This window comes from Streptomyces sp. NPDC019396 (assembly GCF_040632375.1).
Classification (GTDB): domain Bacteria; phylum Actinomycetota; class Actinomycetes; order Streptomycetales; family Streptomycetaceae; genus Streptomyces.
Map to the genome: position 1 here is coordinate 15,368 of NZ_JBEYBS010000036.1, position 11,902 is coordinate 27,269.

11 protein-coding genes and 1 other RNA gene are annotated in these 11,902 nt (G+C 69.5%); 2 read left to right on the top strand and 10 right to left on the bottom strand.

All coding sequences use genetic code 11. The features are described 5' to 3' along the window. Nucleotides 1–37: 37 nt before the first annotated feature. Both ABZ532_RS28725 and ABZ532_RS28730 read right to left on the bottom strand, forming a co-directional pair. Nucleotides 38–793 (bottom strand): hypothetical protein, encoded by a 756-nt coding sequence (locus ABZ532_RS28725; protein ID WP_361289971.1) that lies wholly within the window; start codon nt 791–793, stop codon nt 38–40. A gap of 231 nt (nt 794–1,024) precedes the next feature. Continuing rightward, entirely contained in the window at nt 1,025–1,996 is a 972-nt protein-coding gene (locus ABZ532_RS28730) for a LysR family transcriptional regulator (RefSeq protein ID WP_361289974.1), read from the bottom strand. Nucleotides 1,997–2,137: 141 nt separating this feature from the next. Between ABZ532_RS28730 and ABZ532_RS28735 the strand changes: the two genes are divergently transcribed. Then, nucleotides 2,138–3,388, top strand: a complete 1,251-nt coding sequence (locus tag ABZ532_RS28735; RefSeq protein WP_361290041.1) for an MFS transporter — start codon at nt 2,138–2,140, stop codon at nt 3,386–3,388. A 61-nt stretch (nt 3,389–3,449) separates the two neighbouring features. Here the strand turns inward: ABZ532_RS28735 and ssrA are convergent. The 5 genes from ssrA to ftsE all read right to left on the bottom strand — a co-directional run bounded on the left by ssrA (nt 3,450) and on the right by ftsE (nt 7,312). After that, nucleotides 3,450–3,819, bottom strand: a transfer-messenger RNA (tmRNA) gene (gene ssrA / locus ABZ532_RS28740). 114 nt (nt 3,820–3,933) lie between these two features. After that, the gene (gene smpB, locus ABZ532_RS28745; protein ID WP_361289977.1) at nt 3,934–4,413 is read right to left on the bottom strand and encodes an SsrA-binding protein SmpB; all 480 of its coding nucleotides are present in this window, start codon (nt 4,411–4,413) and stop codon (nt 3,934–3,936) included. An 18-nt stretch (nt 4,414–4,431) separates the two neighbouring features. Next, a complete protein-coding gene (locus ABZ532_RS28750; protein ID WP_361289980.1) occupies nt 4,432–5,619 on the bottom strand; it encodes a S41 family peptidase in 1,188 nt (395 codons plus the stop codon). Between the two features lie 67 nt (nt 5,620–5,686). Next, nucleotides 5,687–6,604: a permease-like cell division protein FtsX gene (gene ftsX, locus ABZ532_RS28755; RefSeq protein WP_361289983.1), complete on the bottom strand. Its 918-nt coding sequence runs from the start codon at nt 6,602–6,604 to the stop codon at nt 5,687–5,689. An 18-nt stretch (nt 6,605–6,622) separates the two neighbouring features. Beyond that, on the bottom strand, nt 6,623–7,312 hold the full coding sequence (ftsE, locus tag ABZ532_RS28760; RefSeq protein WP_361289986.1) for a cell division ATP-binding protein FtsE: 690 nt from the start codon (nt 7,310–7,312) through the stop codon (nt 6,623–6,625). A 297-nt stretch (nt 7,313–7,609) separates the two neighbouring features. Between ftsE and ABZ532_RS28765 the strand changes: the two genes are divergently transcribed. After that, nucleotides 7,610–7,810, top strand: a complete 201-nt coding sequence (locus ABZ532_RS28765) for a hypothetical protein (protein ID WP_361289989.1) — start codon at nt 7,610–7,612, stop codon at nt 7,808–7,810. Nucleotides 7,811–7,952: 142 nt separating this feature from the next. Here the strand turns inward: ABZ532_RS28765 and ABZ532_RS28770 are convergent, their stop codons facing one another. From ABZ532_RS28770 to ABZ532_RS28780, 3 genes are all read right to left on the bottom strand, one after another. Then, nucleotides 7,953–8,858, bottom strand: coding sequence for a hypothetical protein (locus ABZ532_RS28770; protein ID WP_361289992.1), 906 nt, complete (start codon nt 8,856–8,858; stop codon nt 7,953–7,955). 358 nt (nt 8,859–9,216) lie between these two features. Then, a complete protein-coding gene (gene prfB, locus ABZ532_RS28775) occupies nt 9,217–10,323 on the bottom strand; it encodes a peptide chain release factor 2 (RefSeq protein WP_361289995.1) in 1,107 nt (368 codons plus the stop codon). Nucleotides 10,324–10,596: 273 nt separating this feature from the next. Beyond that, nucleotides 10,597–11,817 (bottom strand): serine/threonine-protein kinase, encoded by a 1,221-nt coding sequence (locus tag ABZ532_RS28780; protein WP_361289998.1) that lies wholly within the window; start codon nt 11,815–11,817, stop codon nt 10,597–10,599. Between the last annotated feature and the right edge of the window lie 85 nt (nt 11,818–11,902).

The window sequence follows — 11,902 nt, forward strand, 5'->3', positions numbered from 1 at the left end:
TGCGCTGTCTGCGCGCACGCCTGCCGGAGGTGGTCATTTACTGTGCGCCTTCCAGGCCCTGCTGGCCGCCGTCACCCGCGGGGGGATCGGTGGGTGGTTCTTCCGTGGGTGCCGTCTCGGTGTCCGTCGGAGGGGCGGGCGGCTCCTCCGGCTCGGGCTCCTCGCCTCCCGCTCCGCCGTCGACGGGCGCGGAGACGGTGGGGCGCGTGACGGGTTTTCCGGTGCCCGCGGTGGCGCCGCCCTTGCCGGGCACTGTGTCGCTGGGGCCGGTGGTGGCGCCGGGGTCGGCAGAGGCGCTGGCTCCCGCGCTGCCGCCGGCGCCGGTGCCGTCCGGCTGCTGCACGGGGGCAGCGCCGGTGGAACCGTCGAGGGCCGGGGCTCCGGGGCTGCTCCCGGGGGCGGCCGGATCCGTGGGGGAGCCGGTGGGAACGGGCTGCTCCTGCACGGTGCCCGTGTTCTGCTCGCCCTCGGGACCGGGTATCAGCAGCCAGGGTGCCCTGGAGTTGCCGCCGATGAGGGCGGCGACGAGGGTGATCGCGTAGCAGGCGCAGGCGATGGCGAGCACCCAGCCGATCCGGCGGAGCTTCCGGCTGCGCCGGCCGCTGGCGTCGACGAACACCGGGCCGTCGGAGGAGTCCTGCGCGGATGGGGCATCCGGCCGTTCCGTGTCCGCCGAACCCATGAGACGGTTACGTTCCGTGAGCTGTCGGCCAAGGCCGTCGAGCTGGACGGTGAGTTCGTTAAGGTCATCGAGCCCGCGCAGTTCACCGAGCTCGGTGGCAGCGAGCTGCACCGTGACCTCGTTGCCCCCAGCCTCGTTGGGCTTACGCGTAGGCCCGAAACGGGCAGCTTCTCGCCAATTTTCCACTGCAGAACGCACATCCCCCACTGAACGGAACCGGGCGCACGTATGGCCGGATCTCGGTCACCCGACGCGGTCCCCATCGCGTCCAAGCACACGTCAACCCATGTGGCACCCGGGACCATGAATGTAGCGCACAGTGCTTCCGCTTGGGTCGGTGTATCAGCGGTTGTCCGTAATAAGTGACCGGTCTGTGTCCGGGAGCCAGGCTCCAGGGATCATTTTCAGCCAGCCCTCTTCGGCGGCGAGCTGGGTGGCCGCGAGCCGCAGGGCGTCAAGGCCCGGATGCCTCAGTCCCCTGCGCCAGACCAGGGAAAGCGGCGACAGCGGCACGGGTGCGACGAGGGGGCGCAGCACGGTGTCCGGCATGGGCGGGAACTCGGTTACTGCGAGTACAGGGCTACGGGTTTTGGCCATGATGCGGCGGAACTCCTCCTTCCCCAGGGCCACCGGTGCCGGCGGGGCGATTTCGATCCCGCGCCCTTCGAACAGCCGTCGTGCCAGGTCGGTCCACTCCAGCGTCCTCGGATTGCCCGCACCGGCGTAGATCCGCTCGCCCGCCAGGGCATCCAGCTCCAGGCGCTCACATCCCGCCAGCGGATGGTCGGCGGGCAGCAGGACCGCCATCGGCTCGAACCGCACGAGCTGGTGTTCCAGATGCGAGCGCATGGACGATTCGAGTCCGGCGTACCGTCCGAAGGACACATCGAGCCGGCCGGCGACGATCTCCGCCGCCGCTCCGGTCAGCCCGCTCTCGAAGCGGGCCATCAGCTCGCTCCCGGGCGCGAGCGCACGGGCACGCTCCAGCACCCGCCCCGTCGTCATCCCCTCGCTGTTGAGATCGACGAGCAGCGGCCGGCTCGCGTCCGCGAACACGGCGGCCAGCTCGTCCTGGGCGTCGAGCACCCGGCGCGCGTACGGCAGCAGCCGCTCCCCGTCGGCGGTGAGCATCACCTGCCGGGTGGTCCGTACGAACAGCTCGGCGCCCAACTCCCGCTCAAGGCGCCTGATGTCCCGGCTCAGGGCTTGCTGGGCGATGAACAGCCGGGCAGCGGCGCGGGTGAAGTGCAGTTCGGTGGCGACGGCGACGAAGGCGCGCAGCAGCCGGGGCTCGATGTCCTGGGCCTGGGGCATGCGGGGGAATTTACAACAGAGATGCGTCAATGGGCTCCGAACAGGTGTTGGACCGCGGTGACGGCCCGCGGCGAACCTTGATCCATGCCTCAGACGACCACTCGGCACAGCACCGCACGACGCACCACGACCGCCCCGCGGATGACCACGGCGGGAGGCACGCTGGTGCTGGCGCCGCCCTACCGGGAGCCGGGCCGTTCACGTCCAGCGCGTCCGGCGGGACCGTACGCACGCCTCTTCCGTATCCCCGGCGCCCGCGCCTTCACCACCGGCAACCTCATCGCGCGCCTCCCCATGGGGATGTTCAGCGTGAGCGCCGTGATCATGATCGCGGGGGCGCGGGGCTCCTACGCCCTCGCCGGGGCCGTCACCGCGACCGGCCTCGCCGCCACCGCGCTGGTCGCGCCCTGGACGGCACGGCTGGTCGACCGGTGCGGGCAGGCGAGGGTCGCCGTACCGGCCACCGCCCTCGCCGTGCTCGGTGAGCTCGCCCTGGTGCTGTGCGTGCGGTACGACGCTCCCATCTGGACGCTGTTCGCCTCCTACGCGGCAACCGCCACCATGCCCAACACCGGTGGTATGTCCCGGGCCCGCTGGGCACACCTCCTGAAGGACGACCCCAGGGCGCTGCACACCGCCAACGCCTTCGAGCAGGCCGCCGACGAGCTGTGCTTCATGCTCGGTCCGGTGCTCGCGGCCCTGCTCTGCTCGGCCCTCTTCCCGGAGGCCGGCACACTGGCGGGGGCGCTCCTGCTGCTCACGGGCGTGCTGCTGTTCGCGGCTCAGCGGTCCACCGAACCACCGGTGGCGCCCCGCACCTCGGCAGGGTCACCCCTGCGGACCCCGGGGATGGCCCCACTGCTGGCTGTGTTCCTCGCGACCGGCGCGGTGTTCGGATCCATGGAGGTCGTGACGATCGCGTTCGCGGACGGCCCTGCGGCCGGTCCGGTGCTGGCCCTCCAGGCGGCGGGCTCGTGTGCCGCGGGGCTCGTCTACGGCAGGGCGCGGCGCGGCGCCGGACTGCGGGGGTGCCTGGCGGCGATGACGGGCCTGATGGCCCTGCCGCTGCTCGCCGCGGTGGCGACGGGTTCACTGGCCACCGTGGCGGCTGCCCTCCTGATCGCGGGCATGGCGACGGCCCCGACGATGGTGACGGGCATGGGCACGGTGCAGCGCCTGACTCCCGCGGGGCAGCTGAACGAGGGCATGACCCTCGCCGTGACAGCGCTGCTCGGGGGTATCGCGGTGGGGTCGGCGACGGGCGGCTGGACGGTGGAGCACGCGGGTGCGGCCTACGGCTACGCCGTGCCGGTCGCCGCGGCGGGGCTCGCGCTGGCGCTCGCGCTCTCAGCCCTGTCGCCGAAGGCGGGGACGGCAAAGGCCCGGCTGTGACAGCCGGGCCTTTGCCCACATGGGGTCCGGGATCCGGGGGTGACCCCCCGGAATCCTTCGGTGGTGGAGATGGCGGGAATCGAACCCGCGTCCAACGGTGCGGAATCAGGGCTTCTCCGTGTGCAGTCCGCTGCGCTTTTCTCAGCCCCGGAGATCACGCGGACAAGTCTCCGACGGGCTCAGTCACTGTGTGTTTTCCCTCTACACCCCGTGACCGGGCCTAGAGGTTGAGTTCCCTAGCTGATGCCAGGATCCGGGTCGGGAACAGCCCCGGGCTGACACTTCGCAAGTCGCTACTTAGGCAGCGAGGGCGAAGGAATCGCGCTTGGTGTTGGCGATTATTGGTTTCGGCGCGTGGTTTACGAGATCATTGCCGCTTCCTCGACACGCTTCCCCTGCTTCGACATCCGCTGTCGAAACCGATCATCCCCATGTTGTCACTATTGAATTAGGTACTGCTCAAAGCCGCCCCCTCGGGGAGGGCAGATGCCATCGTACGTGACCAACGCACCACGGTGCCAGCGTATTCCCCCGGCAGGGGCAGCTCAGGCCCGCTGGCGGCGGCGCGCCGCGGACATCGCACGGTCCGACTCGCGGCGATCCTGCTTCTCGCGGAGCGTCTGCCGCTTGTCGAACTCCTTCTTGCCCCTGGCAAGCGCGATCTCGACCTTGGCACGCCCGTCCTTGAAGTACAGGGCGAGCGGCACGATGGTGTGCCCCGTCTCCTGGGACTTGGACTCCAGCTTGTCGATCTCGGTGCGGTGCAGCAGCAGCTTCCGCTTGCGCCGGGCGGTGTGGTTGGTCCAGGTGCCCTGGCTGTACTCCGGTACGTGCACGTTGTGCAGCCACGCCTCGTGTCCGTCGATCTGGACGAACCCGTCCGCCAGCGAGGCCCGCCCCTGGCGCAGCGACTTGACCTCGGTACCCATCAGCACGAGACCGCACTCGTAGGTGTCGAGGATGTGGTAGTCGTGCCGCGCCTTCTTGTTCTGCGCGATCAGCTTGCGCCCTTTTTCCTTAGCCATAGTGCGGCCATTTTCGCACTACGAGCCGGTGCCGAGGCCACTCAATACTGTGCGGGCCCGCTTCTGTGCCTCTTTGCCCGCGGCGAGGTCCGGGGTGATGCCCTTGCCCTCCACATCGCGTCCGGCCGGGGTGCGGTAGTGGCCGACGGTGAGCTCGGCGACGGAGCCGTCCGGCAGCTTCTCGGGCATCTGGACAGAGCCCTTGCCGAAGGTGCGCGACCCCACGGTGACCGCACGGCCACGGTCCTGGAGGGCTCCGGCGACCAGCTCGGCCGCGCTCATGGTGCCGCCGTCGACCAGGGCGACCACGGGTCTCTCCGTGTCGCCCCCCGGGCGGGCGTACACGGCCTTCTGCTCCCCGTGCACGTCATACGTGGCGACCAGACCGCCGTCCAGGAACGCGGACGCGGCCGTCACTGCCTCGGACACCAGTCCGCCGCCGTTGCCCCGCAGGTCGAGCAGCACGCCCGCGCCCGCCGGAGCCTTCCTGACGGCGTCCCGCACCCGCTCGCCCGAGCCCTTGGTGAAGGCGGCCACCTTGATCATCACAGCGTTGCCGTCGAGCTTCTGGACCGTGACCGCCTCGGTGGCCAGCCTGGCCCTGCGCAGGGTCTGCGTCCAGGTGCGCTCACCGCGCTGGAGGCCGAGGGCGACGACCGAGCCCGCCGGGGCCTCCTTGCCGTCGCCGCGCAGCAGGGCGACGACCTCGCTGACCGGGCGCCCGTCTATCCGTGCCCCGTCGATGGTGCGCACCTGATCCCCGGTCCGGACGCCGGCACGCTCGGCGGGGCCGCCGCGCTGCACCCGGGCGACCTCGACCCGGCCGTCGGGCCCGCGCCTGGCCCAGAGCCCGACGCCGGTGTACGCGCCGTCGAGGGCCTGCGCGAACTCCTCGTACTCCCCCTTGTCGTACACCGCGCCCCAGCGGTCACCGCTGCGGCTGACGACCTCCTCGGCGGCGTCCGCCACGGACTTGCCGTCCGCCATGGCCCGAGCGGCGGCACGGGCCACTTCGTCGCGGTCGGCCATGGTGGCCGCGGCAGCGCGGGCCGCGGGGACGGGGTCCGGCTCAACCTCGCCGCGAGGCAGCAGACCGGTGGCCGAAGCGGTCGCGAGGACACCCGCGAACACCATGGTCAGGGCCGCCCCACGGCGGAATCCACGCGGGACTCCACGGGGCATCAGAGGTGATTCGGGGCCCAACATGGCGCCCACTCTAGGACAAGCGAAGGGCGCCGTACGGCCGTTGACCGTACGGCGCCCGGGGCGCTTGTCACACCTTGAGGTACTTGCGCAGCGCGATGAAAGCGGCAAGGGCGGGCATCAACAGGCCGATCACCAGCACCAGAGGCAACTTGGTGATCACGGCATCCCAGCCGATGAAGTTGACCAGTTGCATCTTCTCGGACAGTGCGAGGCCGTGGTCGATCAGGAAGTACCGGCCCACCAGCAGCAGCACACAGGCCACCAGACCGCCGAGGAGCCCCGCGAAGGCGGCCTCCATGATGAACGGCATCTGGATATAGAAGCTGGAGGCGCCGACGAGCCGCATGATCCCGGTCTCACGCCGACGGCTGAACGCCGAGACACGCACGGTGTTGACGATCAGCATCAGCGCGATGACCAGCATCAGCGCCATCACGAACAGCGCGGCGATGTTCATGCCGTTCATCAGGTCGAACAGGTTCTGAAGGATGTTGCGCTGGTCCTGTACCGACTGCACACCGTCCCGGCCCGCGAAAGCGGTGGCCACCACCTGGTATTTCTCGGGGTCCTTGAGCTTGACGCGGAACGACTCCTGCATCTGGTCCGGGGTGATCGTCGCGGCGATCGGGGTGTCGCTGTACTGCTCCCGGTAGTGCTTGTACGCCTCGTCGGCCGACTCCTGGTGCACGGTGTCGACGACGTCCATCTTCCCGAGGTCCGCCTCGATCTGCTCCTTCTGCTCGGCGGTCACCGCGCCCTTGGAGCACTTCTCGTCGGATTCCGCGTCGTTCTTGTTGCAGAGGAAGATGGAGACGTTGACCTTGTCGTACCAGAAGTCCTTCATGGTGCTGACCTGCTCACGCATGAGCAGCGCACCACCGAAGAGCGCGAGCGACAGGGCCACGGAGACGATCACAGCGAAGGTCATCGTGAGATTGCGGCGGAGACCGACGCCGATCTCCGAGAGTACGAACTGGGCGCGCATGGCGAGTCGTTCAGCCTTTCAGTGCTGGTAGCCGTAGACGCCGCGCGCCTGGTCACGTACGAGCCGGCCCTGTTCGAGCTCGATGACACGCTTGCGCATCTGGTCGACGATGTTCTGGTCGTGGGTCGCCATCACCACTGTGGTGCCGGTCCTGTTGATCCGGTCCAGCAGCTTCATGATGCCGACGGAGGTCTGCGGGTCCAGGTTGCCGGTGGGCTCGTCCGCGATCAGCAGCATGGGGCGGTTGACGAATGCCCGGGCGATGGCCACACGCTGCTGCTCACCACCGGACAGCTCACCGGGCATCCGCTCCTCCTTGCCACCGAGCCCGACGAGGTCGAGCACCTGGGGCACGGACTTGCGGATCTCACCGCGCGACTTGCCGATGACCTCCTGCGCGAAGGCCACGTTCTCGGCGACCGTCTTGTTGGGCAGCAGGCGGAAGTCCTGGAAGACCGTGCCGAGCTGGCGGCGCATGTTCGGCACCTTCCAGTTCGACAGGCGGGCGAGGTCCTTGCCCAGGACGTGGACCTGACCGTGGCTGGCACGCTCCTCGCGCAGGAGCAGCCGCAGGAAGGTCGACTTTCCGGAACCGGACGAGCCCACGAGGAAGACGAACTCCCCCTTCTCGATCTCCAGGGAGACGTCGCGCAGGGCTGGGCGGTTCTGCTTGGGGTAGCTCTTGGAGACGTTGTCGAATCGGATCACGAGTGCACCACGGTCAGCCGGGAGTAGGTGTGCGTGACCATACGCGAATGAGGATGGCCCGCGCAGTTACCGACCGGCGTTGCGGCCTTTGTCCGGCTTTGACTGTCGGGGCAGGGCGGGCCCGGGGCACGGCCACCCAAGGGGACGCGCCGAATCCCGCGGGAGCTGGCACAGTGGGAGGGGGAACGGACGCGTCCCCGTGCACGTTGAGCGGAGAAGACCACTGAGAAGCATCACCGGGAAACCCCGGGAGTACGACTCGGCCGACGGCTCCGCCGTGCGGGAGGAGGAGAGCGCATGACCTACGACCGACTGGTGTGCGCCAACTGCGCGGCACCCGTCAGCGAGGGCCGGTGCCCCGTCTGCCGCAGCAGCCGTGAGCGCCTGCAGCAATCGACCGGCGGCCCCCTGGCGGGCATGAGCCCGGTGGCTCTGCTCGCGCTTCTGGCGGTCCTGGTGGCCGCTGTGGCGCTGTTGGCGGCTCACCAGACCGTGTAAGACCGTGTAAAGCGCCAGACAGAGCCCCAGCAGCCTCAGAGCGCCCCAGACGCACCAAGGGGTCCGGACACCATTCGGTGTCCGGACCCCTTGGTGCGTACTGTTACGTGCGGTTACACCGCTCGCGTACGGCTACGGCCACTCAGGCAGCAGAACGACCGTTGCCGACGAGGCGCGGCAGCATGCGGAAGCCGATTCCACCCGCGATCATCGTCGCGGCGCCGACCAGCAGGAACGTGGTCTCCGTGGCACCGGTCTCGGCGAGCTCCTCCTTGGCCTGGCCCTGCTCGACCGGCGTGGAGCCCGCGTTGTTGGTGTCGGTGTTGTCGGCGCACTCGGCACCCTCGACGTTCACGGTGCAGTCGCCGGAGCCACCGACGGTGCCATTGCCGTTACCACCGGCGGTGCCATTGCCGTTACCACCGGCGGTGCCGTTGCCGTTCCCACCGGCGGTGCCGTTTCCGTTCCCACCGGCGGTGGTGGCGGAGCCGCCGGACGTGGTGGCGGAGCCGCTGGTGTTACCACCGTCCGTGGCTCCACCATCGGTGGCGCCACCATCAGTGACACCACCATCAGTGACGCCACCATCCGTGACGCCACCATCCGTGACACCACCATCAGTGACACCACCATCAGTGACACCACCATCAGTGACGCCACCATCCGTGACACCACCATCAGTGACGCCACCGTCCGTGACACCACCATCAGTGACGCCACCGTCCGTGACACCACCATCAGTGACGCCACCATCCGTGACACCACCATCGGTGGTCCCGCCGTTGGTCGGGTCGGTCGGGCAGGAGGCGTCACCGGGGATGCACGGGTCGTCGCCGTTGCCCCCGTTCTTGTTGCCTTCGGAGTCACCGCCGACGCCGAGGCCGACCTCGACGCCTTCCCTGGAGACCCCGGCCTCAGCCTTGATCCCCACGACGTCCACACCGATACCGGCGGCCTGAGCGGCACCCGCGGCAGTCAGGGACGCACCGGCGGCGATCACCGCACCGGCGGCTATTCGTGCCACACGGACCCGCGTCTTCTTGGTCATCTGTGTGCTACCCCCAGTAGCTCTATGTCATTGATGCAGCGTCGAGGGGCATCGGCCGCTGGGGGCGCTTTCGCGTTCCCCACACACACGCCCCGGAAACACGCGTGCCGCGCCAGCCTTCCCCAGTTTTCCCGAACACGTCAAGGACGTTGCGCGTGCGATGCCCGGAATAGGGGGAGTTGACTGAGGCCAGGGCCTGTAACTGTGACGTAAAAGGGGAACTGGCGCCTCGAAGAGGGCAGTTCCCTTGTCGACAAAGCGAGTGAACGGCTCCCGTTCCGCTTGCTCCAGCGAACGAACGGCGCCGGATCCCAGAGGACCCGACGCCGTTCGGTCATACGAGAGTGCCGAGGAGCGGCTACTTCTCCTGCTGCTTGCGCCAGCGAATACCCGCCTCCAGGAAGCCGTCGATCTCGCCGTCCAGCACCGACTGAGGGTTACCGACCTCGTGCTCCGTGCGGAGGTCCTTGACCATCTGGTACGGGTGCAGGACGTACGAACGCATCTGATTGCCCCAGGAGTTGCCGCCGTCGCCCTTGAGGGCGTCCATCTTGGCCTGCTCTTCCTGGCGGCGGCGCTCGAGGAGCTTCGCCTGGAGGACGTTCATCGCGCTCGCCTTGTTCTGGATCTGGGAGCGCTCGTTCTGGCAGGAGACCACGATGCCGGTCGGGATATGGGTGATGCGAACCGCGGAGTCCGTGGTGTTGACACCCTGGCCGCCGGGGCCGGACGCACGGTAGACGTCCACACGCAGCTCGGTCTCGTCGATCTCCACGTGGTCGGACTGCTCGACGACGGGGAGCACCTCGACACCCGCGAAGGAGGTCTGGCGGCGGCCCTGGTTGTCGAACGGGGAGATACGGACCAGGCGGTGCGTGCCCTGCTCGACGGAGAGTGTGCCGTAGGCGTAGGGCGCCTTGACCACAAAGGTGGTCGACTTGATGCCGGCCTCTTCCGCGTACGAGGTCTCGTAGACCTCCGTGCCGTAACCGTGGCGCTCCGCCCAGCGCAGGTACATACGCTGAAGCTGCTCGGCGAAGTCGGCGGCGTCGACGCCGCCGGCCTCGGCGCGGATGTTCACGAGCGCCTCACGCTCGTCGTACTCGCCGGACAGGAGGGTGCGGACCTCCATCTCGTCCAGTGCCTTGCGGACGGCCTGCAGCTCGGCCTCGGCCTCCACGAGGGTGTCCGGATCGTCCTCGGCCTCGGCGAGCTCGAAGAGCACTTCGAGGTCGTCGATACGCCCGCGCAGCGCCTCCGTCTTGCGGACCTCGGCCTGGAGGTGCGAGAGCTTGCTGGTGATCTTCTGCGCCGCCTCGGGGTCGTCCCACAGGGACGGTGCCGCCGCCTGCTCCTCGAGCACGGCGATGTCTTCCCTCAGCTTGTCGAGGTCCAGGACGGCCTCGATCGACCCCATGGTCGAGGAGAGGGACTTCAGCTCTTCGGATACATCGACGACTGCCACGGGTCCAGCGTAACGGCTGGGCGGAGCGTACCGTCCCGCCCGTCCGGGACAAACAGGTTCTTCAGGGTGCTAGGGCGTGTTGCGAAAGTAGCGCCGTCCGCCCGGAGGGCGGGGCTCGCGGCGTCTGGTGCGTGCGATCGCAAGGCGGAGGGTCGTCCTCGTACTGGACGTACTTGGATGAGTCCGACAACGCAGCGAGTGTGCGTGCTGGGGGCACCTCCCAGGCGAAGCTCTGGGGGAGTCGCGTGCCAGGCGGGACTTTCGCAACACGCCCTAGGGGGCCGACTGCTTGGAGTCCTGGGGCGGCACGCCTTCGTCGTCACCGCCGGTCGCGAGCCAGCCGCCGACCCCGACGGCCGCAGCCAGCGCCAGGCCGGCGATGCCGAGGGTGATCCGGCGTCTGCGGACCACCTTGTGGCGGGCGGAGCCGGGGCGGCGCTGGCCCGGGGTCCGCGGGGCGCGGGCCGTGCCGCGGGCGCCGCCGGCGAGCTCGTCCGGGCCGGGCACACGCATGGAGGTGTGGGTGTCCCGGTTGGAGTCCGTGGCCGCGCCGGGCACCAGCGGGACGGCCGCCCTGCGGGGCGTGCTGGGGATGGCGGGGTAGCCGGGTTCGTCGTCGGCGTCGAAGGACGGTTCGGCGTCCGGCTCGTCGACGTCGAGCGGGGGCATGCCCTTCAGCAGCGGCTGGAGGTCGTGCAGCCGGGCTGCGAGCTCGGATGCGCGCAGCCGGGACGCGGGCGCCTTGGCCAGGCACTGCACGATGAGCTGCCACAGCTCGTCGGGGATGCCGGGCAGGGGCACCACGGTCTCGGTGACGTGGCGCCGCAGGACCGCTCCCGGGTGGCCGCCACCGAACGGGGTGAAGCCCGCGAGCAGCTCGTAGAGGACCGTCGCGAGGGCGTAGATGTCGACGGCCGCTCGGGGCGGCAGGCCCTCGACGATCTCCGGGGCCAGATAATCGGGTGTCCCGATGATCCTGGTGGCCCGGGTGCGGCGCGGGGTGTCGATGAGCTTGGCGACGCCGAAGTCGGTGAGCAGCGCCGGGTGGGCGCCGCCGGGACCGAGCGGGCCCTCCATGTCGAGCAGGATGTTCTCCGGCTTGACGTCGCGGTGGACCACCCCCGCGGCATGGGCGGCTGCGAGGCCCTCGGCCACATCGGCGGCGATGGCGACCGCGGCAGCGGGCGCGAGCCGTCGCTCACGGTCGAGGCGGGTCCGCAGGTCCGTGCCGCGCACCAGGTCCATCACCAAGGCGAGGTCGTTGCCGTCCACGACCAGGTCCCGGACCCCGACGACCCGCGGATGGTCCAGCCCGAGCAGAGCCGTGCGCTCCTGGACGAAGCGCCCGACGAGCTCCTCGTCGGAGGCCAGGTCCTCACGCAGCAGCTTGATGGCGACAGGACCCTCGGGCCCCTCGCCCAGCCACACCGTGCCCGCGCTGCCCCGGCCAAGGATCTGGTGGGCGGTGTACCGGCTGCCGATATTCCGTGCCAAAACTGCTCCCTCAGCGGCTGGCGTTGCCCACAAACTACGCGGGTGTCGGGGGGTTCAGTGCCCCGAATGGCGTCAGCCGTCACTT